26 protein-coding genes are annotated in these 26434 nt (G+C 68.2%); 24 read left to right on the forward strand and 2 right to left on the reverse strand.

Going from position 1 to position 26434, the window contains the following annotated elements:
- Window position 1: 1 nt before the first annotated feature.
- The 12 genes from BAY61_RS11580 (at window position 2) to BAY61_RS11635 (ending at window position 10821) form a co-directional block, all read left to right on the forward strand.
- Window positions 2–874 carry an alpha/beta fold hydrolase gene (locus tag BAY61_RS11580; RefSeq protein ID WP_091798733.1) on the forward strand — a complete coding sequence of 291 codons (873 nt, stop codon included), beginning with the start codon at window positions 2–4 and terminating at the stop codon, window positions 872–874.
- Window positions 867–1643: an SDR family oxidoreductase gene (locus BAY61_RS11585; RefSeq protein WP_245866007.1), complete on the forward strand. Its 777-nt coding sequence runs from the start codon at window positions 867–869 to the stop codon at window positions 1641–1643. The genes BAY61_RS11580 and BAY61_RS11585 overlap by 8 nt, the downstream gene beginning before the upstream one ends.
- Window positions 1644–1694: 51 nt before the next feature.
- The gene (locus BAY61_RS11590; protein ID WP_091796961.1) at window positions 1695–2564 is read left to right on the forward strand and encodes a VOC family protein; all 870 of its coding nucleotides are present in this window, start codon (window positions 1695–1697) and stop codon (window positions 2562–2564) included.
- Window positions 2557–3603, forward strand: a complete 1047-nt coding sequence (locus tag BAY61_RS11595) for an amidohydrolase family protein (protein WP_091796963.1) — start codon at window positions 2557–2559, stop codon at window positions 3601–3603. The genes BAY61_RS11590 and BAY61_RS11595 overlap by 8 nt, the downstream gene beginning before the upstream one ends.
- Window positions 3600–4742 (forward strand): acyl-CoA dehydrogenase family protein, encoded by a 1143-nt coding sequence (locus BAY61_RS11600; protein WP_170140032.1) that lies wholly within the window; start codon window positions 3600–3602, stop codon window positions 4740–4742. The genes BAY61_RS11595 and BAY61_RS11600 overlap by 4 nt, the downstream gene beginning before the upstream one ends.
- Window positions 4739–5893, forward strand: a complete 1155-nt coding sequence (locus BAY61_RS11605) for a CaiB/BaiF CoA transferase family protein (RefSeq protein WP_091796967.1) — start codon at window positions 4739–4741, stop codon at window positions 5891–5893. Before BAY61_RS11600 ends, BAY61_RS11605 begins: the two co-directional genes overlap by 4 nt.
- Window positions 5890–6084 (forward strand): ferredoxin, encoded by a 195-nt coding sequence (locus BAY61_RS11610; RefSeq protein WP_091796969.1) that lies wholly within the window; start codon window positions 5890–5892, stop codon window positions 6082–6084. Before BAY61_RS11605 ends, BAY61_RS11610 begins: the two co-directional genes overlap by 4 nt.
- Window position 6085: 1 nt before the next feature.
- On the forward strand, window positions 6086–7339 hold the full coding sequence (locus BAY61_RS11615) for an NAD(P)/FAD-dependent oxidoreductase (protein WP_091796971.1): 1254 nt from the start codon (window positions 6086–6088) through the stop codon (window positions 7337–7339).
- A 130-nt stretch (window positions 7340–7469) separates the two neighbouring features.
- Entirely contained in the window at window positions 7470–8213 is a 744-nt protein-coding gene (locus BAY61_RS33775) for a FadR/GntR family transcriptional regulator (RefSeq protein ID WP_091796973.1), read from the forward strand.
- 80 nt (window positions 8214–8293) lie between these two features.
- The gene (locus tag BAY61_RS11625) at window positions 8294–8944 is read left to right on the forward strand and encodes a GOLPH3/VPS74 family protein (protein WP_170140031.1); all 651 of its coding nucleotides are present in this window, start codon (window positions 8294–8296) and stop codon (window positions 8942–8944) included.
- 187 nt (window positions 8945–9131) lie between these two features.
- Entirely contained in the window at window positions 9132–10379 is a 1248-nt protein-coding gene (locus BAY61_RS11630; protein ID WP_091796977.1) for a flavin-dependent oxidoreductase, read from the forward strand.
- Window positions 10380–10554: 175 nt separating this feature from the next.
- Window positions 10555–10821, forward strand: a complete 267-nt coding sequence (locus tag BAY61_RS11635) for a PLD nuclease N-terminal domain-containing protein (RefSeq protein ID WP_091796979.1) — start codon at window positions 10555–10557, stop codon at window positions 10819–10821.
- 3 nt (window positions 10822–10824) lie between these two features.
- Here the strand turns inward: BAY61_RS11635 and BAY61_RS11640 are convergent, their stop codons facing one another.
- Window positions 10825–11430 carry a TMEM165/GDT1 family protein gene (locus BAY61_RS11640; RefSeq protein WP_091796982.1) on the reverse strand — a complete coding sequence of 202 codons (606 nt, stop codon included), beginning with the start codon at window positions 11428–11430 and terminating at the stop codon, window positions 10825–10827.
- Between the two features lie 388 nt (window positions 11431–11818).
- On the opposite strand from BAY61_RS11640, the gene BAY61_RS11645 reads away from it, so the two are divergent.
- The 5 genes from BAY61_RS11645 to BAY61_RS11665 all read left to right on the forward strand — a co-directional run bounded on the left by BAY61_RS11645 (window position 11819) and on the right by BAY61_RS11665 (window position 16594).
- Entirely contained in the window at window positions 11819–12709 is an 891-nt protein-coding gene (locus BAY61_RS11645) for an aldo/keto reductase (protein ID WP_091796984.1), read from the forward strand.
- Between the two features lie 69 nt (window positions 12710–12778).
- Window positions 12779–13612: an SDR family oxidoreductase gene (locus BAY61_RS11650; RefSeq protein WP_091796986.1), complete on the forward strand. Its 834-nt coding sequence runs from the start codon at window positions 12779–12781 to the stop codon at window positions 13610–13612.
- A 66-nt stretch (window positions 13613–13678) separates the two neighbouring features.
- The gene (locus tag BAY61_RS11655; RefSeq protein WP_091796988.1) at window positions 13679–15268 is read left to right on the forward strand and encodes a molybdopterin-dependent oxidoreductase; all 1590 of its coding nucleotides are present in this window, start codon (window positions 13679–13681) and stop codon (window positions 15266–15268) included.
- Between the two features lie 71 nt (window positions 15269–15339).
- A complete protein-coding gene (locus tag BAY61_RS11660; protein ID WP_420848729.1) occupies window positions 15340–16005 on the forward strand; it encodes a fasciclin domain-containing protein in 666 nt (221 codons plus the stop codon).
- A gap of 88 nt (window positions 16006–16093) precedes the next feature.
- The gene (locus BAY61_RS11665; RefSeq protein WP_091798738.1) at window positions 16094–16594 is read left to right on the forward strand and encodes a DinB family protein; all 501 of its coding nucleotides are present in this window, start codon (window positions 16094–16096) and stop codon (window positions 16592–16594) included.
- Window positions 16595–16600: 6 nt separating this feature from the next.
- Here the strand turns inward: BAY61_RS11665 and BAY61_RS11670 are convergent, their stop codons facing one another.
- On the reverse strand, window positions 16601–17455 hold the full coding sequence (locus BAY61_RS11670) for an SDR family oxidoreductase (protein ID WP_091796992.1): 855 nt from the start codon (window positions 17453–17455) through the stop codon (window positions 16601–16603).
- 468 nt (window positions 17456–17923) lie between these two features.
- Here BAY61_RS11670 and BAY61_RS11675 point away from each other — a divergent pair, with 468 nt between their 5' ends.
- From BAY61_RS11675 to BAY61_RS11705, 7 genes are all read left to right on the forward strand, one after another.
- Entirely contained in the window at window positions 17924–18877 is a 954-nt protein-coding gene (locus BAY61_RS11675; RefSeq protein WP_091796994.1) for a hotdog family protein, read from the forward strand.
- Window positions 18878–18947: 70 nt separating this feature from the next.
- Window positions 18948–20330 (forward strand): MFS transporter, encoded by a 1383-nt coding sequence (locus BAY61_RS11680; protein WP_091796996.1) that lies wholly within the window; start codon window positions 18948–18950, stop codon window positions 20328–20330.
- Window positions 20330–21346 carry a hotdog family protein gene (locus BAY61_RS11685; protein WP_091796998.1) on the forward strand — a complete coding sequence of 339 codons (1017 nt, stop codon included), beginning with the start codon at window positions 20330–20332 and terminating at the stop codon, window positions 21344–21346. Before BAY61_RS11680 ends, BAY61_RS11685 begins: the two co-directional genes overlap by 1 nt.
- Before the next feature lie 47 nt (window positions 21347–21393).
- Entirely contained in the window at window positions 21394–23091 is a 1698-nt protein-coding gene (locus tag BAY61_RS11690) for a thiamine pyrophosphate-binding protein (RefSeq protein ID WP_091797000.1), read from the forward strand.
- A 2-nt stretch (window positions 23092–23093) separates the two neighbouring features.
- Window positions 23094–24293, forward strand: a complete 1200-nt coding sequence (locus BAY61_RS11695; protein WP_211323441.1) for a CaiB/BaiF CoA transferase family protein — start codon at window positions 23094–23096, stop codon at window positions 24291–24293.
- 2 nt (window positions 24294–24295) lie between these two features.
- Window positions 24296–25012, forward strand: coding sequence for a GntR family transcriptional regulator (locus BAY61_RS11700; protein ID WP_091797002.1), 717 nt, complete (start codon window positions 24296–24298; stop codon window positions 25010–25012).
- Window positions 25009–26433 (forward strand): xylulokinase, encoded by a 1425-nt coding sequence (locus BAY61_RS11705; RefSeq protein WP_091797004.1) that lies wholly within the window; start codon window positions 25009–25011, stop codon window positions 26431–26433. The genes BAY61_RS11700 and BAY61_RS11705 overlap by 4 nt, the downstream gene beginning before the upstream one ends.
- Window position 26434: the final 1 nt, after the last annotated feature.

Genomic DNA, 26434 nt, shown 5'->3' on the forward strand with positions numbered 1-26434 from the left:
GATGCGGCACGAGAGCGTGTGGACCGATCTGCGCGGGGTGGAGTTTCGCCAGCGGTGGGTGGACGCGGGCGGGATCAGCACGCGGGTGCTCGAAGCGGGCTCGCCCGAGCTGCCCGCGCTGGTGTTCATCCACGGCACCGGGGGTCACGCGGAGGCCTACACCCGCAATCTGGGCCCGCATTCCCGTCACTTCCACACCTACTCCATCGACATGGTCGGCCACGGCTTCAGCGGCAAACCCGATTCCAGCTACGACTTCAAGGACTACGTCGAGCACCTGGTGGCCTTCATGGACGCCGAGGGCCTTGAGACCATTTCGGTCAGCGGTGAATCGATGGGGGCTGGCATCGCGGCCTGGTTCGCGTTGCTGCACCCCGAGCGCGTCGACCGGATCGTCCTCAACACCGGTGCCGCGCTGCGGTTACCCGACGAGGTCATCAAGAACATGGCCGCGTTGACGATGGCGGCGGTCGAGAACGCCACGGAGGACAGTGTGCGCAGCAGGCTGGAATGGCTCATGCACGACACCGGCGACGTCACCGACGACCTCGTGGCCACCCGGCTGGCGATCTACCGGGATCCCGAATACGTCGCGAGGATGACCAACATTCTCAAGCGGCACACCGATCCCGACGGCCAGGACCGCAACTGCCTCGTCGAGCGGGACTGGAAGAAGATCAGCGCGCCGGTGCTCGTGCTGTGGACCGATCACGACCCCACCGCGCCACCCGAGGTCGGCAAGCAGGTCGCCTCGTGGCTCCCGAACGGCAGGTACGCGCAGATCGACGGCGCCGGTCACTGGCCGCAGTTCGAGAAGGCCGACGAGTTCAACGACATCCATCTCGGATTTTTGCTGGAGGGGCGCGGTGTCTGAGACCTTCATCTCGGCAGGACGGTTCCGGGGCAGGGTCGTCGTGGTCACCGGAGCGGCCGGAGGCATCGGCGGCGCGATCGTCGCGAGAGCGGCCGGCGAGGAAGCGACACTGGTCGCCAGCGACCGCAAACCGGATGGCGAGAACGTCGTCGCGGCCGTACTCGGCAATCGAAATCCACAGTGGAGCTATGTCGACGCCGACCTCGGCGACGAGGACGGATCGGCCCGGCTCGTCGAGCACGCGCTCGATCGTTTCGGCCGGATCGACGTGCTGATCAACAACGCGGGCGGCGGGATCATCAGGGACTTTCTCGAACACACCGGGGAATCCAGAAAGGAAACCGTCGACAGGAACCTATGGACGGTGGTCAACTGCTGTACCGCCGCGCTCCCGTCGATGCGGGAGTCCGGCTACGGCAGGATCGTCAACGTCGGCGCTGACTCCGTCCGCAACGGACTGTTCCAGCACGCGATGTACAACGCGGCCAAGGGCGGCGTTCACGCGCTCACCACGGGTCTTGCCAGGGAGTTCGCGAGGGACGGCATCACGGTCAACACGGTCGCGCCGACCGGGACGACGACACCCTACGTGTTGTCCCGTCCGCCCGACGCCGTCGAACGGTTCGCCAAGAACGAGGCGCTGATTCCCATGGGCCGCTTCGCGAGCACGGCCGAGGTCGCCTCCGCCGTGCTGTACCTCGCGAGCGAGGAGGCGTCCTTCATCACCGGCCAGGTGGTCAGCGTCAACGGCGGCTCGACGATGTTGTGAACGCGATGCCGCGGTGAGTACCGGAAGACAAGCACGGCACAAGGAGGAGACATGGGCAATCCGCACGAAGGGCAACGGTTGATGCCGTGGCGGCTCGGCTACGTCGCGCTCGACGTCGACGACCTCGACGCGGCGGTCCACTGGTGGACGACCTTCGCCATGCTGGAGGTCTCGGAGCGCGCCGACGACACGGTATATCTGCGCGGCGGAACCGACCACCACTGGATCGTCCTGCACAGGAGTGACGAGCCGGGGCTGCGGCGCATGGCCTTCGAGGTGTGCGAACCGGGAGACCTCGACCGGTACCGGAACCGGCTCGCGGGCGAGGGCGTCGCGGTGACCGGCCACGATGGCGACTGGACGGGAGAGGCGATCCGCTTCCGCGACCCCAGCGGCTACGAGGTCGAACTGTTCACCGGTATGGCCAACATGGGCATCGTTCCCACCAAGCCGTGGATCAACCCGCAGGCCATGCTGCACGCCGTGGTCGCGGTGTCCGATCTGGACGTTTCGTTCGACTTCTACCACCGGGTTCTCGGGTTCCTCGAATCCGACCGGGTCATGGGAAAGACGATTTTCCTCAGGGCAGCCAACCAGTACCACCACAGCCTGGTGATCGGTGCCGGAAGGGGAACGCCGCCGCTGCTGGACCACATCGCGTTCCACTTCGAGCACATCGACGACCTGATGCGGGTGCGGCAGAACTTCATCGAGGAGAACGAACCGTTCAGCAGGGACCTGTTGCGCCATCCCACCTCGGGGTCGATGGGTTTCTACGGCAGGTCCGTTCCCGAGCCCACCGTGGTCGAATTCTGCATCGACCACGGCAAGATCACCGACCCGGACCACCGGCCGAGGGCGATGGCACCCGCGCGGTGGGCCTCCAACGTCTGGCTGCCCCCGGTCGGTCTGAATGCTTGACGTTCACACGCACTTCGTCCCTCGGAACCTGCCCCCACCGGACGACGACGCCGTCCGGCAGGGCTGGCCGGTGCTGCGCGAGCGAGCTGAGGCCGTCGACGTGGTCCAGCGCGGTGCCGTGATCAGGACGCTGACGGCCGGTGCCTGGGACGCCGGTGCCCGCGTCGCCGACATGGACCGGCTCGGCGTCGCGAGGCAGGTCGTGATGCCAGCTCCGTTCACCTTCCTCTACGACGCCGACGAGCGCATCGCCACGCGGTATGCCGCCGCGCAAAACGACGTACTCGCCGGTCTCGTCGGAGCGGCGCCACGCCGGTTGCTGGGACTCGGCGCGCTCCCGCTCGGCCATCCCACCGCCGCGCTGGCCGAAATCCGGCGCATCGCGGCGGAACCCGGTCTCCTCGGCGTCGTGATCGGCACCCACGCGGGGCGACACCAGCTCCACGACGCCGCGCTCGATCCGGTGTTCGGCGCGCTCGAACGGCACGATCTGGCCGTGTTCGTCCACCCGTGGCAGCCACTCGCGGCCGGGCGCACCGCGCATCACGGGCTGGCGTTCGGACTCGGAAGACCGGTGGAGACCGAACTCGCCGTCGGCTCGCTCGTGTTCGGCGGCGTGCTCGACCGGCATCCCGGATTGCGGGTCTGCCTCGCGCACGGCGGTGCGGGGATCCCCTCGCTGCGCGGAAGGCTGCGCAACGGCTGGCTCCGGCGCGCCGTCGCGGACCGCGTACCCGCCACCGATCCGATGGAGGCGTTGCGCGCGTTGTGGGCCGACGGGCTGACCTACGACGGCATGGCACTGGCGCTGGCCGAGGACACCTTCGGAGCCGAGAAGATGGTGCTGGGCACCGACTATCCGTTCGCGGCGCAGGAATCGGAGCCGGGAGCGTCATTCGCCGATGCCGCGGCGCGCTCGCTGCTCGCCGACGGAACGCGATGGCCTCACCGAACCCACCGCAACGCGCTCGCCTTCCTCGGCCAGAGCCCCGAGCACACCCCCGAACCGGCGCACGACACTTTGGAGGCATCGCAGTGAAACTGTCCCCGCAGCACGCGGATTTCTTCCGGTCGGTACGAGACATGGCCGACAACCACGTCGCGCCCGTCGCCGACGAGATCGACCGCACCAACGAATTCCCCATGGAACTGATCGACGTGTTCGGTGACATGGGGCTGATTCAGCTCATGTTGCCCGATGAATACGGCGGCCCCGGCGGCGACCTGCTTTCCGCCTGCCTCGCGAGGGAAGCGGTGGCACAGGCCGGTTCCATGACGCTGGCGCAACTCGCGGGCCAGAACAACATCGTGCTCAACGCGGTGATGTCCGGCGGAAGCGAGGAACTGCTGGCCGAGTTTCTGCCGAAGCTCGCCAAGGGGCGCACGCTGACCTGCATCGCGATCACCGAACCCGACGCGGGGTCCGACCCCTCGCTGATCGCCACGCGCGCGGTCAGGGACGGATCGCGGTGGGTACTCACCGGGGCGAAGCAGTTCATCACGTGGGGCAGCATGGCGCACTACGCGCTGGTTTTCGCCCGCACCAACGACACTCCCGGTGCCGGTGGCATCAGCGCCTTCCTCGTCGACACCGCCCAGCCGGGCTGGAAGGTCACCAGGGCGAACGACAAGATGGGCCAGCACGGCGTTCCCAACAACGAGATCCTGCTCGACGACGTCACCGTCGAGGACGAATTCCGGGTCGGCGAGGAGGGAAACGGCTTCGGTGCCGCCATGCACGGCCTGCACCTCAACCGCCCCACGGTGGCCGCGATCGCCGTCGGAGGCGCGCAATGCGCTCTCGACTACGCGATCGGCTACGCCAAACAACGCACGGCAGGCGGCCGGTCGCTCGTGGACTTCCAGGGCCTTCGCTGGATGATGGCCGAGGACTACACCACCATCGAGGCGGCGCGGGGACTCGTCTACGACTGCGCGAGCGCCTACGACGACGGCGCTCCCTCCGACGAGGTGACCCGTCGCTCGTCCATGGCGAAACTGTTCGCGGCCGACATGGTCCAGCACGTCACGTACAACGCCGTGCAGGTACTCGGCGGCCACGGCTACATGAGCGAACACCCCGTCGAGCGGTACCTGCGCGACGCGAGGCTGCTGAGCATCTACGAGGGCACCAGCCAGATCCAGCGCAACATCATCGCGAAACGGATCCTCCGGTGAACCAGGCGGCCCCGCTCTCCGGTGTCAAGGTCGTCGACTTCACGATCATGATCGCCGGCCCCTACGGCGGAAGGCTGCTCGCCGACGCCGGTGCCGACGTCGTCAAGGTCGAACCGCCGGAGGGCGATCCGATGCGGTCGAGGGCACCACTGCGCGACGGAGCGAGCAGTTACTTCGGTTCGCTCAACGCGGGGAAGAAGAGCGTGGCGCTCGACCTCAAGCAAGCCCGGCAACGGGAGCAGGCACTGGCACTGGTCGCCGAGGCCGACGTGGTCATCGAGAACTTCCGGCCGGGGGTGATGGCCAAGCTCGGCCTCGGCTACGACACCTGTAGCGAAGCCAATCCCGCGCTGATCTACTGTTCGATCTCCGGCTACGGGCAGCGCGGTCCCAAGGCGGGGCATCCCGCCTACGCGCCGATCCTGCATGCCGTCAGCGGATTCGACCTCGCCAACTCCGGTTATCAGCGTTCGGCCGCCGAACCCGCCGCCACCGGCATCTTCATCGCCGACGTGATGGCGGGGCAGGTGTCCTACGCCGCGATACTGACGGCGTTGCTCGGCAGGGCACACAGCGGTAAGGGCGATCACGTCGACGTGTCGCTCTACGACATCATGCTGTCAACGCTCGTCTACGAGACACAAGCGGTGCAGGAACCGGAACGGTCGCCGGGAAAGACCGTGTACCGGCCTTGCGCAGTCGGCGGCGAGTACCTGCTGATCGCGGCGATCACCGACCGCAATTTCCGCGCCCTCGTCGCGGTCATGGACCGGCCGGACCTGCTGACCGACAGCCGGTTCGCGACCATGACCGAGCGCGAACTGCACTGGGAGGAATGGCTCGACGAGGTCGCGGCGTGGGCCGAGGACAAGAACGTCGACCGGCTGGAGCGGACCCTGCTGGACAACGGAATTCCGTGTGCCCGCTACCGGGACGTCGCCGAGGCGCTTGCCGATCCACAGGTGCGCTTCCGGGGCTCGCTGCGCACGGCCGTCGACGACGGCGGCACGTTCTCCTACCTCGGGCCGCCGTGGACGCACGGCGCGTGGCGACAGGGGACCCCGGAGACCCCGGTCGCGCGGCTCGGAGCCGACAACGCCGAGGTCCTCGGGCAGGGGAGACCGGAAGGTACGGAAAGGACGGTGCGATGAAGGTCAGGGTCGACGAGGACAAGTGCTGTGGGTTCGCGGCCTGTTTGAGCACGGCACCCGAACTGTTCGACATCGACGACGATCAGATCGCCGTCGTGCTCGTCGACGGTGAGGTCCCCGAGCGCCTGCACGGGTGCGCAAGGGACGCGGCACAGGCGTGCCCCACCGACGCGATCGTCGTCGAGGAGTGACATGAGCACAATGGACGGTCCGGCGACCGCCGACGTGGTGATCGTCGGCGCCTCGGTGGGCGGTGTCGGGGTCGCCGACGCGCTGCGTTCGTCAGGGTTCGCGGGTTCGCTCGTGCTTGTCGACGCCGAGCCGGGATTGCCCTACGACAAGCCGCCGCTGTCCAAACAGGCCCTGCGCCCCGACTGGGAAGCGGAACGTGGTCTGCTGCGCCCACGGGAACACTACGAGCGGCACGACATCCGGCTCGTACTGGGCAGCGCCGCGGTCGCGCTCGCCGAAGGGCCGCGCGGGCGCACCCTGGTGCGGCTGGCCGACGGGAGCGAACTCGACGCGGCGACCGTGGTGCTCGCGCCTGGCGCGAAAGCGAGGACCCTGCCTCGTGAGGTCGTCGCGCCAGGACTGAGCGGGGTGCACACCATCCGCACCGAGACCGACAGCGCCGAGGTTCGCGCGTCGCTCGCTCCCGGCCGCCGCCTCGTCGTCGTGGGAGGCGGGTTCATCGGAGCTGAGGCCGCCGGGGTGGCGGCGGCTCTCGGTGCCGACGTGACCATTGTGGAGCAACAGCGACTTCCTTTTCTCGGGCTCTTCGGTGAGGCGGTCGCCGGCGCGCTGTGCCGCAGGCACACCGAGCGGGGCATCACGGTGCTCGGGGGCACGAAGGTCGAGCGGATCGAGGGGGAGCACCGGGCCGAGGCCGTGCTGCTGGCGGACGGCACAAGGCTGCCAGCCGACCTGGTACTGCTGGGGCTCGGTGCCGTGCCCCGCGTCGAATGGCTTGCCGGATCCGGGATCGCGCTCGGCTCAGGGAGCACCGGGATCCTGTGCGACGAGCAGGGCAGGACGTCGCGGCCGGGCGTCTACGCGGTGGGGGACGCCGCGGCGTGGCGAGACGCGGGGACAGGGGCCGTGCGCAGGATCGAGCACTGGACGACGGCGAGGGAGCAGGCCGCCGCCGTCGCGAACGCCATCCTGCGCCAGGTGCGCGAAACCCCGCCCGGGGTCCCCTACTTCTGGTCCGATCAGCACGGCGGCAGGCTCCAGTTTCTCGGTACGACCGAGGGGTTCGACCGCGCCGAACCGGTGCACGGCTCGCTGGAGAACGGGCGGGAGAGCTGGGTCGTGCTCTACGGAAAGGCAGGCGTGCTCGTCGGCGCGCTCGGTCTCTCCTCGGCGAGAGAACTGATGCCCTACCGGCGGCGAATCGCCGAGCGCGCCGCGCTGGACGCCGTACTCACCGAGGTCCGGCCGCGCTGAGAGCCGCGCCGGGGTGTGCCGTGGCGGCCACGGGGAGGCGAGGTGGTTACCATGTCATTGGTTGAATCAATCACGCGTCGTCCGAGGCGAGGACAGGCCAGTCGGGCCGCGTCGTCAGGAGGAGACGTTCATGGCCACGCCAGCCTTCCAGCCGGCCCGCCCCCGGCGTGCCTTCGACGAGATCATCGCGCAGGTCCGTGGCATGGTTCGTTCGGGGGAGCTGCGTCCTGGTGACCGGCTTCCCGCGGAGCGGGCGCTCGCCGAGCAGTTCGCGGTCAGCAGAAACACGGTGCGTGAGGCACTGCGGATGCTGGAGATCTCCGGTTTGGTCCAGCTTCGCCGTGGCGCGGCGGGCGGTGCCTTCATCGCCAAGGCCGATCCCGGCAAGGTGGCTACGACGATGACCGACATGCTCGAACTGAGCCAGTTCTCCATGACCGACCTGACCGAGGCCCGGACGTGGCTGGAGTCGCTGATGGTGCGGGTCGCCTGCGAGCGCATGTCCGACGAGGTCATGGGCAAACTCACGGCCAATGTCGCCGAGGCCGCCGCGCTGAGCGCCGCGGGCGATTGGGAACGCAAGGCGGTCGTGCACGTCCAGTTCCACAACATACTGGCCGAGGCGACGAACAACCCGGTCATGGTCGCGATGATCGACGCGCTCATGCAGGTGATGCAGAAGATCGTGCTGACGCTGGGGCCCAGTGAGGGCGACGTGGTGTTGCGGTCTCAGCGCAAGGTACTCAAGCATCTCAAGGCGGGCGATGCCGACGCCGCCGTCGCCGAGATGGAACGGCATCTCCGGCGTATTCACAAGATGTGGCTCGACGCGGATTACAAGGGTTCCTATTCCGGCTCTTCCACTTCGGACTGATCCCTTCGCCACCGCCGCTCAGGGAAGCCGGGAGTGCGGCTACACTCGGTGGCCGTGTCGAGCGAAACGGGGTGCATCCGGTGAACGACCACGCTGGAAGCTTGCCGGCGCAGTGCTATCTGCTCGCGTGCGACCCGCAACGGCACACTGTGCCCGACCGGCACCAGCTCGGGCTTCTCATGCGCGGTGCCGTGCTCGCCGAACTGCTGCTGTCCGGTGCGCTCACCGACGACAACGGTTTCGCCGGCGCGGCGGGATCGGTGCAGTCCTCGGGCGTTCTCGGTGACGTACTGGGCGAGGTCGCGGCGAGCAAACCGCGCCGCTGGGGTGCCTGGATCCGCAAGGGCTGGAAGCCGACGCTGAACACGGTCGAGGCCGATCTGCGTGAGCACGGCGTGATCGACGTGACCACGAAGACGGTGCTGGGCATCGTGGTGCGCAGGAGGGTGACGATTCTCGACGAACCGAGGGCGCTGCGGCTGCGCGCGGTGGTCACGGACGCCGTCCAGGGGACCGGCGAGGTCAGCCTGCTCACCGAGCGGGACGCGCTGCTCGCCGGGCTTGCCACCGCGGTCGAGCTGAAAACCACGGGCTCGGTCACCGAGCGCTGGCGGCTGCGGCGCAGGATCGCCGACATTCAGCGCAGGGGTGAGCCCGTCGTGCCCGCTCTGCGTGCCGCGTTCGGCCAGTTGCGCGCCGCCCGTACCTCCGGAGGCGGCGGCGGAGCCTGATCCTGGTCTGTCTCTTGTGGACTGATCAGCGGCAGTTACGCCGGACATTCCGGCACGAACCGGATTTCCGAGGTAACCGGAAAACAATTTCCGTTTCCATTCCCGTGACCCCGCCGAAATGGGGGTGGCGTAACGCTCGGAAATCGGCCATTCTTCAGGCTTCCGGCCAATCGCGGAGGGGACGGTCATGAAGATCGTCATTGCGGGAGCGGGGATCGGCGGACTGAGCACGGCGCTCCGGCTGCACGGCCACGGCATCGACTGCGAGATTCACGAGCAGAGCGGGCGGCTGCGGCAGCTGGGGGTCGGCATCAACCTGCTGCCGCACGCGGTGCGGGAATTCGCCGAACTCGGCCTCCTCGAACGGCTCGTCGAGGCCGGAATCGAAACCAGGGAACTGTTCTACACGCACCGGCTTGGGCACGAAATCCTCCGGAAACCGTGCGGAATCGACGCGGGATTCGCGCTGCCTCAGATCAGTCTGCACCGGGGCAGGCTGCAAGGCGTGTTGCTGCGCGCCGTGCGGGAACGCCTCGGGGCGCACGCGGTCAAGCCGGGGCACCGGCTGACCGGCTTCGACCAGGACTCCGGCGGGGTGACCGTGTCGTTCGCCGATGCCGGGGGGAGCGCGCTCCCGCCGGTGCGCGGCGACGTGCTCGTCGGCGCCGACGGTATTCACTCCACGGTGCGCTCCATCCTGTTCCCCCGTGAAGGTCCTCCCAGGTGGAACGGCGTCACGATGTGGCGCGGCGCCACGGAATGGCCCGCGTTCGGCACCGGTGGATCGATGCTCATCGCGGGAGGGACCTCGGCGAAACTGGTCGCCTATCCGATCGGGCGCGGCCGGCGGCCGGACAGCAGGCTCACCAACTGGGCGATCTGCGTGCTGACGGGCAAGGACGGCGAGCAGCCGCCGCTGCGACAGGACTGGTCGAGGCTCGCCGACCGTGCCGAGTTGTGGCGCCACCTCGGCACCTTCCGGACCTCACTGATCGACCACGCGGCGCTCGTCGCGGCGACGGCGGAGTGCTTCGAGCTTCCCATGTGCGACAGGGACCCGCTGCCGTACTGGACGAGCGGGAGGGGCACCCTGCTCGGCGACGCGGCGCACCCGATGTACCCGATGGGCTCCAACGGCGCGGGCCAGGCGATCCTCGACGCGACCGCGCTCGGCGCAAGGCTCGCCCTGCACGCCGATCCCGCCGAGGCGCTGCTGGCCTACCAGGAAGCGCGGCTCCCGGTGACCGGCGAGGTCGTGCTGCGTAACCGCCTTGGCGGGCCCGAGCGGGTCATCGACGAGGTCGAGCGCAGGGCGCCCGAGGGATTCACGCACATCGGCGACGTGATGACCGCCGACGAGATCGACGCCGTCGTCTCCGGCTACGCCACGGCGACCGGTGGAGCGCGGGACCAGGTCAACCGGGACGCGGGCTGAGCACGGCCCTTCGATTCGCGGTGCCGCCTGGTCCTTTATGGACGCTCTCCTCGTGTCACGCTGGTGGGTGATGGCGGCGGGCGGGCCGGAGTGTCCGGCGTTATGTTCCGCCCAGTGGCCGCCGTGATTCCGGCGGCCAGGGCCAGCGACGACAGCGCCGAGAAGGGGACGGACCATGGACGCACTCTTCCTTGCTCAAGCGGACGGCGACGGCAACGTGGGGGGCTGGGTACTCGGCATCGTGCTGATCCTCGTGGCACTCGCGGCGCTCTTGTTCTTCATCGCCGCCGTGGTCAGCATCATCCGCAGCACGAACTACGCCAGTGGTGGCAAGGCGATCTGGATTCTGGCCGTACTGGCTTTCCCGTTCATCGGGTCCCTGTTCTGGTTCGTCTGGGGCCGGAACTCGACCTTCCAGAACCCCACTCCTTCGCCACGGTGACGGTCAGGCCAGCAGGCTGGTCGCGCCCTGGATGGTCATGACGGTCCCGACGGCGAAGAAGAGCACGGCCGCGCCGATCCGGATGGCCCGCTCCGGCAGTTTCTTGCCAAGCAACCTGCCGAGGACGACCGCGATGCCGTCGGCGAGCACCATTCCCACTGTCGAGCCGATCCACACCGCGAGCCAGGCGAGCGGCGTGCCCGAGTAGCCCGCTCCGACGGTGATCGTGGCCAGCATCGTCTTGTCGCCGAGTTCGGCGAGGAAGAAGATCGTCGCGACGGTCATGAACGCCGACTTGGCCCGCCTGCTCGCCGCGCGGCTCTCGTCGTCGGCGGTGAGTTCGTCTCCTCGCAACGTCCACGCCCCGAAGACCAGGAAGGCGAGTCCGGCCACGAGCGTGATCCAGTTCGTCGGGATGGCCAGGCCCAGTACCTCGGCGATGAGCACGCTCGCGCCGTGCACGGCTATCGTCGCCGCGGTGATACCCGCCATGACGGTCAGTGCCCGGTATCTGGTCGCCAGCGAGAGCGCGACCAATTGCGTCTTGTCTCCCATTTCGGCGATGAAGATGGCGCCCGTGCTCACGCCGAGTGCGGCAAAAAATTCCATCCGGTTTCGTGTCCTCCCAGTACGGAGAAACGGCGCACGCCGAACCCCCGACTCGTTGCCAGCAGCGAGCCGCAGGTCTCGTCCGCCTGACTCGGCAGGCTCATGCGACCGGGCCTGCCAATGAAAACACGGCAGGCCATTCTGTCGATCGCGTGAATTGAGGACTACTCCCCTCCGGTGAAAGCAACCCTAATGCGCGTATCCGTAAAGGGCAACGATTCGCATTTCCTGTTTTCGTTTCTCGTTGTTTCGAATAACGGGATTCGTTGCGGCGAAATGAATTCTTCAGGCCGGTGCCCGGTCGTGAGTGGCCTCGCGTAACCGTCGATGCGGTACGGCGTGCCCGGTGATTGCTAGTGTCGCCGGTGACGGAAGGGCAGAACACACGATGAATCCGACGACGTTCCGCATCGGCGGGGATCTTGAGGTCGGGCGCCTCGGCTTCGGCGCCATGCATTTGCCGACCGAGCGGGGTCAGGCGTGGCAGGACTCGATCGCCGTCGCGCGCCGCGCGGTCGAACTGGGGGTGACGCTCATCGACACCGCCTACCTCTACGCGTGGGGCGCGAACGAGGAGTTGCTCGCCGAGGCGTTGTTTCCGTACCCGCCGGAGTTGCTCGTGACCACCAAGGTCGGTATCGCGCGCTCGGAGGAGACGGGGGAGTGGGGCCTCGACGGCCGTCCCGAGGTGCTGGGAAAACAGGTCGAGCGCGCGTTGCGGGTGCTGCGCGTCGAACGGCTGGAACTGCTGCAATTGCACCGCATCGACCCCGAGGTTCCACTTGACGAGCAGGTCGGAGCGCTGCGGGAACTCAAGGAAGCGGGCAAGATCGGCCGGATCGGCCTTTCGGAGGTCGGCGTCGGCGAACTCGAAGCCGCGCGGCGGATCACCGACATCGCGAGCGTGCAGAACCGCTACAGCCTCCTGCACCGGGAACACGAACAGGTGCTGTCGGCCTGCGCGGAGGCCGGAATCGCGTTCCTGTCATGGCGGCCGGTCGCCGGCGCGACCCCTGAGACGTCGGCGAGGTGGGGGACCGAGGACGATTCGGGGATCTCGGACGTTGTCGCCGACGTCGCGGCGGAGGTCGAGGCCACCCCGGCTCAGGTCGCGCTCGCCTGGCTGCTCGCCCGCTCGCCGGTCGTGCTCCCGATTCCGGGAACCGGCAAGATGGCTCACCTCGAACAGAATCTGGCCGCGGCGGAGGTCGAGCTGAGTGCCGAGCAGTGGGCGCGGCTCGACGCTACCCGCCGCGACGTCGATACCGTCGGTGTATAACGACCTATTCAGCTCGGCCCTGGCGGATTTCGGTTGATCGGCTCACGCCGCCCGTGGCACGGTGACCCGATGACCGCACAGGACGGCGAGCACGGCAGGGACCCGTATCCGTTGCGGGGCAAGACCGCGCTGGTCACCGGAGTGAGCAGGCGAGGCGGGATCGGCTATGCGATCGCGAGCAGGCTCGCCGCCTACGGGGCGGGGTTGACGCTGCACCACTTCGTTCCGCACGACAGGGAACAGGAGTGGGGTGCCGACGACCTCGGCGCCGTGCTGGCCGGAATCCGGTCCCGCCGCGGGATTCCGGGCACCGTGGTCGCCGACGTGCACGCCGACCTCGCCGAGCCGGAGGCGCCGCGGCACGTCGTCGACACCGCGGTGGCCGCGATGGGCCACGTCGACATCCTGATCTGCAATCACGCGCTGACCGGTTCGGACGGTCCACTCGGTGAGCTGACGGCACGGGAACTGGACCTGCACTGGGCGGTGGACGCGCGATCGTGCATCCTGCTGACGCAAACCTTCGCCGGGCACCACGACGGCAGGCCGGGCGGAGCGGTGGTGTTCCTGACCTCCGGCCAGCAACTGGGCCCCATGCCAGGCGAGATCGCCTACGCCTCCGCGAAGGCCGCGCTGGCCGGGATCACGATGACCATCGCCGATCAGCTCGCCGATCAGCGAATCAGGGTGAACACCGTCAATCCGGGGCCGGTCGACGTCGGGTACCTCACCGAATCCATGTGGGCCACGGTGGAGCCGATGTTCCCGTTCGGCAGGTATGGCAAGCCGGACGACCCTGCGAAGCTGATCAGCTGGCTGGTCACCGACGAGGCCGACTGGGTCACCGGGCAGGTCATCAACACCGAGGGCGGATTCGGCAGGTGGAGGCCGCGCGGACAGTGAAGGGCCCGCGCGTGATTCCGGTGGATTCGCACCGATCGGTCCCGGCTTCCGCTCCGAATACCGGGCATGGCCGACACCGGATCCACCGCGCCAGCCGATCGCGAGCCAGCCCGTGAAGGGCGGGTGCGTGCCTCCGCCGCCGCGCTGTGCGGGGTGCTCGCGCTGGTGGCGGCGCTGGCGGCGGGCCATCTGGTCGCGGCGTTCCTCAATCCCAACGCCTCGCCGTACCTCGCCGTCGGCAACGGTGCCATCGACCTGACCCCTGCGTGGCTCAAGGACTGGGCCGTTCGCACCTTCGGCGAGAACGACAAGGCGGTGCTGCTGGCCGGGATGGCCGTGGTGCTGCTCGTCGTGGCCGCCGTGGTGGGCATCGGGGACTCCGTGTCGAGGCGGTCGCCGTGGCCCGGTGTCGTCCTGATCGCCGCGATCGGGCTCGTCGGAGTGGCCGCCGTGGCCGCGCGCCCCGATCTCACCGGCGCCGCGCTCGTGGCGCCGGCGACGAGCCTGCTCACGGGCGTCGTGGTGTTTCCCCTGCTGTGCCGCGCCGCGCGGCGTTCGCGCGCGGCGAAAGCCGAGGGAGCGCCGGGTTCTTCCCGAAGGGTGTTTCTCCGCGCGGGCGCGGGTGTCGCCGTGGGCGCCGGCGTCGCCGGTCTCGGCGGGCAGTTGCTGAGCGGAACGAGAGACGCGACCGCTTCACGGGCCGCGGTCGGCGCGGTGCGCCCCGCCATTCCCGCGGCGCCGATACCGGCCGACGCCGATTTCGCCAAGCTCGGCACCCCGTCCTTCCTCACTCCCAACAAGGACTTCTACCGCGTCGACACCGCACTGGCCGTGCCAAGAGTCAGGGCCGAGGAGTGGAGCCTGCGCATCCACGGGCTCGTGGACCGCGAGCGCCGGTACAGCTTCGCCGATATCAGGGAACGCAGGCTCGTCGAACGCACGATCACGATGACCTGCGTGTCCAATGAGGTCGGTGGTTCCTACGTGTCGACGGCCAACTTCACCGGGGTCGACCTCGCCGACCTGTTGCGGGAAGCGGGGGTCAAGGACGGAGCGCAGCAGCTGTTCAGTACCAGTGTGGACGGCTGGACCTCGGGAACGCCGATCGAGGCCGCTGCCGACCCTGCCAGGGGAGCGCTGCTGGCGATCGCCATGAACGGTGAACCGTTGCCGCTTGAACATGGTTTCCCGGCGCGCATGGTCATACCCGGGCTGTACGGATACGTGTCGGCGACCAAATGGGTCACCGATCTTGAGGTCACCACGTGGCGGGCGCGCCAGTCGTACTGGCTCAAGAGGAACTGGGCCGAACGCGCGCCCATCAAGACCCAGTCGCGCGTCGACACTCCACGCGGCTTCGACACCGTGCCGGAGGGCGCGATCAGGGTCGCCGGTGTGGCCTGGGCGCAGGGCAGGGGCATCGCGAAGGTCGAGGTCCGGCTCGACGACCAGCCGTGGCGGGAGGCGATCCTTTCGGCGGAGGTCAACGTGGACACCTGGCGCATGTGGTGGATCGAGTTCTCCGTGCCGTCCGGCGGGCACCGCGTGACCTGCCGGGCGACCGACCGGGAAGGGCAAACCCAGACCGAGGACAGGGTGGGCACGGTCCCGGATGGGGCGACCGGATGGCACACGATCAATTTCACCGCCGGATAGACCAATCGGGGCGGGGGTCCGCTCCGAACACAGGTCAACGACACAAGTCGCACGGAAACGGAGTGATTCAGGTGAACAACACGCGACGTCTTGCCGGAGCGGGAATCGCGGCGGCCGCGGTCCTGTCCATCGCGGCCTGCGGAAGCGGCGACGACGACTCGGCCGCGCCCGCGTCGAGCCCACAGCAGCCGCCGTCGAGCCCGGCATCGTCGGCTCCTGGCATGTCGGACGGAGTCACCACCAACGACGACGTGTTCGGGCCGGCGTGTGGTGAGCTGCCGCAGGGCGACGAGCCGGGCAGCCTCAACTCGATGGGCCCCGAGCCGGTTGCCTCGGCGGCGAGCACGAACCCGCTGCTGACCAAGCTGGTGGCGGCGGTGCAGGCCGCCGATCTGGTGGACACGCTCAACAGTCAGGAAGCCATCACCGTGTTCGCGCCGGCCGACCCGGCCTTCGACGCGCTCGGCGAGGAGAAGTTCAACGAACTCGCCGGGAATCCAGCCGAACTGGCACCCATCCTGCAATACCACGTGGTCGGCGAGCGCTACGACGCGAACGGGCTCGAACAGGCCGGTCAAGTGGACTCGCTGAACACCGAAGGCGGGCCCGTCGCGATCGAGGGTTCCGGCGAGAACATGACCGTCAACGGCGCGAAGGTGTTGTGCGGCAACATTCCCACCAAGAACGCCACGGTCTTCGTCATCGACTCGGTGCTGATGCCTGGCACCAACCAGTAGCAGTTTTCTTCGCTGTCGCCGGTCAGCCGCACCGGCGACAGCGAAGACCGGGTGGGCACCCGCCGCCGGACTTGGCATGCTTGGCCGCATGGATACGTTTCCGCCCACCTCCGTCGAGGATGTCGTTCAGCAGCCGCTCAAAGCACAGTTCGAGGCGTTCCTCGACGAGCACAGGGCGGCGCTGTACGCGTGTCTCGACGGGCTTTCCGACGAACAGGCGCGGGCCAGGCTCGTGCCGTCGGAAACCACGCTGCTCGGCTTGGTGAAGCACGTGACCTTCGTCGAGAAGGTCTGGTTCGACGAGGCTCTTACCCGCAGGTCCCGCGCGGAGATCGGTATCCCGGCGACGCCCGGCGAATCCTTCGTTCTGGCCGAATCGGACACGATCGCCACCGTGCGAGCGGCGTACCGGCTGGCGTGTGCCGAGTCGCGTGCGGCGTGTGCCCCACTGGGGATCGACGATCTCGTTCACGGCAACCGTCGCGGCCCGCTTCCGCTGCGCTGGGTGTATCTGCACATGCTGCGTGAACTCGCGCAACACTGCGGGCACGCCGACATTCTGCGCGAACAGCTGTCGCGTGAAGGCTGAGCCGCCTCAGCCGGGGGTGGTTTCGCCGCCGAGCGCGGCGATCACCTCGCCGCTGTAATAGCCGGAAAGCCGGTTGGAGGCGAGAAACACATAGGACGGCGCGAGGTCGTCCGGCTGAGCTGCTTCCTCGAACGGCACCTGCAAGCCGAACTTCTCGACCTTCTCCGGTGGGAACGTCGACGGGATCAGCGGTGTCCACACCGGACCGGGCGCGACACAGTTGACGCGGATACGTCGTTTCGCGAGGGCTTGCGCCATCGAGTAGGTCCACGCGTGGATCGCGCCCTTCGTCGCGGAATAGTCGATGAGTGACTTGTTGCCCCGCAACCCGTTGACCGATCCGGTGTTGATGATCACGTCACCGTCGCTCAGGTGTGGCAGCGCGGCGGCGGTGACCCGGAAATAGCTGTGCATGTTCACGTCGAAGGTGCGCATCCACTGCTGCTCCGTCAGGTCCTCGGGCGAGTCGACGGGCCATTGGGTCGCCACGTTGTTGACCAGGATGTCGAGTCCGCCGAGCGTACCCACCGCGCGTGCGACGACGTGCTCACACTGGGACGCCTCGGCGAGATCTCCCGGCAGCAGCACACATTCGCGGCCCTCCGCGCGCACCAGCGCCGCCGTCTCCTCGGCGTCCTCGTGTTCGGAAAGGTAGGCGATGGCCACATCGGCGCCCTCCTTCGCGAACGCGACGGCCACCGCGCGACCGATTCCCGAATCACCGCCCGTGATCAGGGCCCGGCGCCCGGTGAGCAGGTCCCTTCCTTCGTAGTCCGACATGGAATCCCGCGGAAGCGGGTCCATCTTGGACGTCAGCCCCGGCGGGTCCTGCTGCTGTGGCGGCTGCTTGCGCTCAGCCATTCGGTATTCGCTCCTCGTCGATCGCTCAGCGGTCGAGTCCTTGCCGGAGTTGCTTCTTGGTTGGTTCCCGTCTCCGGACATCTCAGGCCGGGAGTCGGCTACCCTGCGTCGCGCGCCCATAAACACCGGCCCGCTGCGAGGAAGGACGACACGACGCGCCCGAGCAGGCTGTCGGCGCCTTGGAATCGTTTCGCGGACGGCCCGCCGCGCGATGCCACCGAATATCGCGCGAACCCCTGCCACGTGACATATGTCCATAGTGGACTTAACGGTGTCCCTGTCCGGTGGCGGCAGGCCCGAACGCGCATCTCGGGCTCCTGAGTGCGGACCTCGACGGTCTGAGTGCGGATCTCGCTCGCCTGAGTGCGGATTTCGCGGAGGCGGGTTGACAAAGCCCTTCGGTGAAACCTACCGTGCTGACTAGTCGTCTATACAACTTGCCCTGAGGGGCGCGGCATGGAGGTGACAATGACGTCGCGGTTGAAAGAGGCCCGCTTCGAGCTTGTGACGATTCCGGAGCCGATGGGGCCGGTCACCGTGACCGTCGATCGGCGCAAGGTACTGGACTACGCCTACAGCGAGGACGACTTCGGCTCCTGGTACTTCCAGGACTCGCCCTTCGGCGGTCCGGTCGGTCACCCGCTGGTACTGGCCAACGACCTGCTGTTCCTGTTCTACGAGAACTACGACGGCAACACCGCGCAGGGGCTGCACACCCACGAGCACCTCACGTTCCACTCCCCGATTCCGGTCGGCGAGACCGTCACCATCGAAGGCGGATACACCGAGAAGTACGAGCGCAGGGGCCAGGGCTACGTCGTATTGGAAGCCGAGGCCAGAGGAGCCGACGGCCGGTTGCTGGTCCGTCACACCGGCAGGGAGATCATGCGCACGGTCGCCGGCGAGGTCGTCGGCAAGAGCAGGGCCGCGAACGACGAACGGTCACGTACCGTGCTCGGTACGGTCGATCCGTCACTGCCCGTGCTGAAGCGGGCGAGCCTCGACGCGAGCGCGCGGGCCGCGATTCCCACCAGGACGACTGCGTTCACCCAGGATCAGATGTCGGTGTTCTCGTGGGCCGGTCGAGGGTACTCCAATGTGCACACCCACAAGGACAATGCGGCGGCCTCGGGTCTGGAAAGGACGATCGTGCAGGCCCAGCAGCAGACCGGGTTCCTCGTCGCCAACCTCGTCGACGTGTTCGGCGCCAGCTTCTTCACCTCGGGTGAACTCGACCTGCGCTTCGTCGCCCCCGCCTTCGTCGGTGACGAACTGACCGCTGGAGGTGCCGTCTCGGCGGTGGATGGCGACCGGCTCGAACTTGAGGTCTGGATCGACAAGGCCGACGGCACCCGCACCGCCCTCGGCTGGGCCAGCGCCCAGGTCGACCAGGCCACGGATCGTCCAGTCCCGCTGATCTGACCGCGCGTTCCCGCTCCCACCCGCTCACCCGATCCTCACCGAGATCGACAATGACGTCATCGGAGTCATCATGGCAGAACCCGTTACCGCGGAACCCGCCGCGGAACAGGAACGTACGCGACTCGCCAAACGTGCCGCGATCGCAAGTCTCGTCGGCACCGCCGTCGAGTGGTACGACTACTTCATCTTCGGTACCGCGTCGGCACTCGTTTTCGGGCCGTTGTTCTTCCCCAACGAGGACGACCCGATCATCGGTACCCTCTCCGCCTTCGCCGTGTTCGGTGTCGGCTTCTTCGCACGTCCCTTCGGCGGCATCGTCTTCGGTCACTTCGGGGACAAGTTCGGCCGTAAGGCCGCGCTCGTCACGACCCTGATGCTGATGGGCGTCTCCACCTTCCTCATCGGACTCCTGCCCACGACGGCGCAGATCGGAATCTGGGCTCCCGTGTTGCTGGTGTTGCTGCGGCTCGTTCAGGGCTTCGGAGTCGGTGGCGAATGGGGCGGCGCCTCGCTGGTGGCCGTCGAGTACGCGCCACCGGGCAAACGCGGTGCCTACGGCAGTTTCCCGCAAATCGGCAACGCGGTGGGCCTGGTGTTCTCGACGAGCATTTTCGCGCTCGTGTCGATGTTGCCCGACGAACAGTTGTTCTCCTGGGGCTGGCGGATTCCCTTCCTGCTCAGCGCCGTCCTCATCGTCGTCGGCCTTTTCATCAGGTTCAAGCTCACCGAGACACCGACGTTCCAGGCCGCGCAGGAGAAGCTGGAGCAGCAGGCGGCCAAGGACAAGGCCAAGGAGAAGATGCCGATCGCCGAACTGCTCAAACGGTTCAAGCGGCCGTTGCTGCTGGCGATGGGCATGCGCTTCGGTGAGGCGGTCTTCGGCTACATCATCCTCACCATCGGGCTGACGTTCGCCACCAACTACACCGACATTCCCCGCACCCAGGTACTCGTGGCGAGCACCGTGGCAGCGGCACTGGCCATCTACACCTACTACTTCTTCGGCAAGTTGTCCGACCGGATCGGCCGCCGCACGGTGTTCATCATCGGCTCACTGGTCGGGATCGTCGTCACCTTCCCGTTCTTCTGGATCCTCGATGCCGACGCGATCCTGCTGATGTACGTGGTGTACGCCGCGGCCTACGCGATCGGAGTCGGCGCGCTCTACGGGGTGGAGCCCGCGTTCTTCTCCGAACTGTTCGGCACCAAGGTCCGGTACACCGGATTGTCGCTGTCGGCGCAGATTCCGAGCATCCTCATCGGACTGTGGCCGCTTGCCTCGACGGCGCTGCTCGCCGCGACCGGAGGCGATCCGTGGCCGATCGCGCTGATCACCGTGCTGGCGCTGATCATCGGTCTGGTGTGCGCGGCACTGGCGCCGGAGACCAACAAGGCCGACATGAACCGCATCGGCGAGGAGACCGAAGAGAACGCTCAGGGGGAGAAATCCTGATGGGAAACCAGAATCCGGTGCCGTGGCGTGACCTGACCGATCCCCGTAGGGCCGGGGACATCAGCGAGCTGGAGAAGGGCCTCAAGGAGCCCGAGTTCGAGAACCTTGAGATACCGGAAGACCTCGGCACCGTGCGGGTCACCGTGGACGATCACAAGATCAAGCGGTACGCGTTCACGCACGACGACTATTCGCCGTGGCACTTCGGCCAAAGCCCGTTCGGCGGGCGCGTCGGGCACGCCGGACTGCTCGGCAACGACCTCGTGCAGTTGTTCACCCTCGTCTACGCGGGCAGCAAGGTCGTCGGCTACCACACGGAAGAACAGATGTGGTTCGACAGCCCCGTCTCGCTCGACGAGGTGGTCACGCTCGCGGGCACCTACACCGAGGCCTACGAACGCAGGGGCGAGGGCTACGTCGTCATGGAGGCGCGCGCCACGGGCGAAGACGGCCGGAGCATCGTGCGGCACAGGGGAGTGGAGATCCTCAAGACCAACCCCGGCGCCGTCGGCGGCAGGGGTTCGGCCGAGCCCTCGCGCCGCGTCACCGGTGAGGTGCCCGAGGGGGCGAGGGTGGTGGACACCCTTGGCAAGGACGTCGCGCCTGGCGACGCGCTGGCTCCACTGCACAAGACGATCACCGCCGAGCAGGCCGCGGTGTTCAGCAGGATCGGCGAGTACGTCCGCAACATCCACAACGACATCGACGTCGCTCGCTCAGGCGGACTGAGCGTGCCGATCGTGCAAGGGCAGCAACAGTTCGGTGTGCTCGCCGAATTGCTCACCCTCCGATCAGGACCGTCCTTTCTCACTTCAGGCTGGCTGCGGGTCAAGTTCCTCGCTCCGCTCGACGTCTTCGAACCGTTCACCGCCCGTGGCGTCGTCACCGCGGTGACGCCCGCCGAGGACGGCATCCGGGTCGACATGGAGATCTGGGTGCGGCGCGATTCCGATGCCCGGCTCATGACGGCCGGATGGGCGGCCGTGACGGTACCTGCCCAGCCCGCCCCCTCCTGACCACGCGCCACGACCGTCGGACACCACACAGAAAGCGGATCCAGTACATGAGTACCCCCAAGACCGGCGGCCAGCTCGTCGTCGACCTGCTGCGTTCCTTCGGCGTCGAATACGTGTTCGGTGTCGTGGGAGGGCAGACCCTCGCGATCACCGACGCGATCATCGACACACCGGGCATCCAGCTCGTCCACACGCGACACGAGAACGCGGCCGCTGTGATGATGGACGCCTACGGCAGGCTCACCGGAAAACCCGCCGCGTGCATCTCCACGACCGGTCCCGGCGCCACCAACCTGATCACCGGTGTCGGCGGCGCCTACCGCGACTCCAGCCCCGGATTTGTTCTCACCTGCAACAACAACGGCGAGAACATCCACAAAGACGACGCGCAGAACGCCGATCACGTCGAGCTGATGAGGCCGCTCGTCAAGTACTCGCGGCTGGTGGCTCACGCATCCTCGCTCAAGCAGGCCATGGAGGAGGCCTACATCAACGCGGTCACCGGCAATCCCGGTCCCGTCCACCTCGACTTCGCCCGCGACACCATCGAGGGCGAGATCGCGAACCCGCCGAGTGTCCCCGCCGTGCACCCCAGCAGGGCCTGGGTGAGTGAACGCCCCTCGGCGAACCCGGTGGCACTGGCCGGCGTCGCCGAACGGGTGCTCGCCGCGCGGCGGCCGGTGATCTGGCTCGGCAACGGTGGCAACAGGGCGCGGGCCGCCGACGACGTGCTCGCGCTGGCCGACGCGCTCGGCATCCCCGTGGTGACGACGTTCAACGGGATCGGAGCCGTGCCGACCACGCATCCACTGGTGTTCGGGGCGGCCAGCCGCATGGGGACCACGCTCTCCGGCGACGTGCTCGCCGAGGCCGATCTGGTGCTGGCACTGGGAAACAGCCTCAACGCGGTGTCCACGACGCGCTGGCGGCGCGAGCTGCCGGAGATCGTTCAGGTCGACGTCGACCCCACGATGATCGGTCGCTACTACTCCGAGATCACCCAGGGCGTGGTGAGCGACCTCGGTTCCTTCGCCCGCGATCTCGTCACCGCCGTCGGTGACGAGGCGGACGCGGCGCGGCTGGGAAGGTCCGAGTGGATCGCGTCGCTGACCAAGGCACGCACCGTGTGGTGGCAGGGCTCCGACGTCGCCGACCAGAACGCGCGGGGCGCGCTCTCGCCGGCCGACATCGTGCGCTCGCTGCGCGAGGTCACGCCGGAGGACACCCTGCTCATCCCCGACGCGGGAAACCCGGGTGTGTGGTCGTTCCTGTGGGAGATCAGCACTCCCTACAGCTACATCAAGCCGGTCGGTTTCGGGAACATGGGATTCGCCCTGCCGTCGGCGATCGCCGCCGCGCTGATCGACCCCGCCAGGCCGGTTCTCGCGCTCATCGGGGACGGTTCGCTCGGCATGAGCCTCGGCGAGCTGGAGACACTGGCCAGGGTCGGCGGCAACGTGTGCGTCGTCGTGCTCAACGACTCCAGCTACGGCAACATCCGGCAGGAACAGGAACTGCATTTCGACGGTCGCACGATCGGTGTCGACTTCGGAGCGGCGGACTACGGCATGGCCGCCCGCGCGATGGGTGTCGACGGTGAGGTGATCACCAGCCTTTCCGCGCTCAGGCAGCGTGTCGCCGAGGCGTTCGCCGGAGGCAGGCCCACAGTGATCGACGTACCGATCGACAGGGATGTCAACGCGTGGACGTTTCCTTCGTTCGTCGCGCGGCGGAAGGACGGGTGAGCGTGGTGACGCGAGAGGGTCAGGCACCGCTGGCCGGGGTGAAGGTACTCGACCTCTCCCGGTTCATCGCGGGCCCGCTGTGCGCGCAGATCCTTGCCGATTTCGGCGCGGAGGTCGTCAAGATCGAGCGGCCGGACGGCGAGGACTCCCGGCACCACGGTCCCTATTACCGTGACGAGAGCATCTACATGTTCCTGTACCACCGGAACAAGTACGACGCGAGCCTCGACACGCGCCACCCCGAAGCACTCGGCATCCTGGAACGGCTCATCGAGTGGGCCGACGTCGTCGTCGAGAACTACCGGCCGGGCACGATCGAGAAGATGGGCATCGGCTACGAGCGCATGAAGCAGCTCAATCCGGACATCATCCTCGTCTCGATCTCCGGGTTCGGCCAGACCGGCCCGGATTCCCGCAGGGCTTTGTTCGACGCGATCTCGCAGGCCTCGTCCGGCCTGATGAGCATGACCGGGGAGCCGGAAGGAAAGCCGACGCTCAGCGGTACCTACATCGCCGATTACACCACCGGCTACCAGGGCGCGATCGGCGCGCTGATGGCGATCCTGCACCGCGAGCGGACAGGGGAGGGGCAGTGTGTCGACGTCGCCTCGTTCGACACGATGTTCTCCGCGCTCGGCATCCGGCTCGTCTCGCAGCTCATGCTCGGGCTCGACATGCCGCGAAGCGGGTCCCGTGACCTGCTGACCGCACCGGTCAACGTGTACGAGGCCGCGGACGGGCCGATCTACATCCAGGCTGGCACCGCCTCGTTGTTCCCGAAACTGTGCGAGGTGATGGAGCGGCCCGACCTCGCGGCCGATCCTCGCTTCGCCACGGTCGAGGGCAGGATGACCCACCAGGATTTCCTCGAAGGCGAGATCGGGGCGTGGGCGGCCACCCGCACGACGCGGGCCATCGCGGAGGTGCTTGAGGACGCCGGAGTGCCCTACGCCAAGGTCGAATCGGTGGCCGAGGTCGCGCGGTCACCGCAGATCGAGGCCCGCGACATGATCGTCGAGTCGGAGCACCCCGAGCTGGGCACGATCCGCATGCCGGGAAATCCGATCAAGATGGAGAAGACCCCGCCGACGGTCCGCAAGGCGCCTCCTAGAGTGGGCGAGGACAACGAGTACGTGTACTCGGGGATTCTGGGACTGTCGAACGAGGACCTGATCCGGCTACGTGAATCGGGAGCGATCTGATCATGGCGCGTGCACCCAGGTACCGGGTCATCTACGACGACATCGTCTCGCAGATACAGGCGGGACTGCTCGCGCCCGCCGCCCAGTTGCCGGGGGAGAACGACCTCGCCAAGCAGTACGGCGTCAGCAGGATGACCGTGCGCCAGGCCCTCGACCTGCTCGACACGGACCGGTTCGTCGTGCGAAGGCACGGCAGCGGCACCTTCGTCAGCGACCTGGCCAAGCGGGGAAGGCGGCTGAACCGGCTGCGTTCCTTCGCCGACGAACTCGCGGGCAGCGACGGTGCCGTGGCGAGCAGGATCGTGCGGTCGGAAACGGCGGCGGCCAGCGCCGAGGTCGCCGGTGTCTTCGGTGTCGAGGAGGGCGACACGGTCAACCGGATCACCAGGGTGCGGCTCATCGAAGGGACACCGGCGGCGCTACAGGACGCGTGGGTTCCCTACGCCGTCGCGCCGTCGCTGTGCCGCGAGCCGCTGCTCGGCGGCTCGTTGTACCGGACGCTCAGCGAGCGGTACGGGGTTCAGCTCAGGTACGCCGACCAGTCGATGACGGCGGCGCTGCTGGAGAGCGAGCAGGCCGAATTGCTCGACGCGGAGCCGGGCGGCGCCGTGCTGGAGAGCAGGCGGACGACCTACGGCGGTGCGGGCGAGGTCGTGGAGTTCACGACGAGCTGGACCCGGCCCGAGTTTCCGTTGCTGCTGCGGATCGACGCCGAATGAGCACACATGTCATCGCGGTCGACGTCGGCACGTCGGCCGTCAGGGCGGTCTCGATCGACGCAGGGGGAGCGGTCGCCGCGAGCACGCACATCCGGCGAACCTCCGGCGTTGGCGGGGAGACCTTCGACGCCGCCGCGCTGTATCGCGAGGTGACCGGTGCGCTGGCCGGGGTCGCCGGCGGGCCCGCGCCCTCGGCGCTCGCGATCGCCGCGCACATCGGCACCGTCGCCGTCGGCGCCGACCTCGAACCCGTCGACGTCGGTGGCGGCTGGGCCGACGCGAGGGGAACCGAAACGCTCGCCGCCGTCGGCGAGGCGACGATGCGCGACATCCTCCGCGCGTCGGGGCGGCCCGCGCCGACCGGAGGGGCGCTGGCCTATCTGCTCGGGCTCGACCGGGAAAGGGCTTCCTCGGTGCGCGCGGTGTTGTCGCCCAAGGACTTCCTGGTGGCGAGGTTGACCGGGGTGCTCGCGGCCGACACGGTCGACGCTGCCTACACGCTGGCCTCCGACGTGCGGGCAAGGACGTGGAACACGGCCGTGCTCGACCGGCTCGGCATCGCGACCTCGGTGCTGCCGCCGCAAACGGAACCGGCCTCGGTCGTCGCGGAGCTGAGCGCGGAGGCCGCCGCCGCGACCGGACTGCCGGAGGGGCTGCCCGTCGTGGCGGGAGGGCCCGACGGTTCCGTCGGCATCGGGCTGTTGCTCGGCACCGGCGAGGGAGTCATCGCCGACGTCGCCGGTACCACCGACGTCATGGGACGCCTGCTGCCCTCCGGCGCCGAGGCGCCGGAGGGAGCGGTGCTGAACCCCGCGCTGCTCGAAGAAAGGCTGGTAGCGGGAGGAGCCAGCGGGCTCACCGGTGGTGCCGTTGCTCGCTGGCGCGGGCTCGTCGGCACCGTTGCCGACGATCGCCTCGTCGCGGTGCCGCCCGGCTCGGAAGGGCTGCTGCTGGTGCCGACCATGACCGGCGCGCGGTTTCCTCGCTGGCGCCGGGATTCCCGGGGCGCGCTCCTCGGGCAGCGGCCCGAACACGAGCCGGCTCACCTCGTGCGGGCCGCGCAAGAAGCGGCGGCCTTCACCGTGCGGGAGGGACTCGACCTGCTCGACCCCTCCGGCCGGCTTCCGGTCGTGCTCGCGGGAGGAGCCGTGCGCAGCGCGCAGGTCGCCCGTTTGCGGGCGGACGTATTCGACCGCCCGGTGCTGCTGTCGCCCGAACCCGACGTGACGTTGCTCGGCGCCGCGGCGCTCGCGCTGGTGGGCTGCGCCGCCGTAGCCGATCTCGACACGGCGCGCTCGCGGCTGATCGGTAGACTGCGCGAGATCGAACCCGATGGCACGCGTTCGGAACGGTACGCGCGGCTGTACACCCGCTGGCGCGAGGTGCGCGACGTGGTCGAGGCGTGCCAGGTCGATCCATAGT

Source organism: Prauserella marina, from assembly GCF_002240355.1.
GTDB lineage: Bacteria > Actinomycetota > Actinomycetes > Mycobacteriales > Pseudonocardiaceae > Prauserella_A > Prauserella_A marina.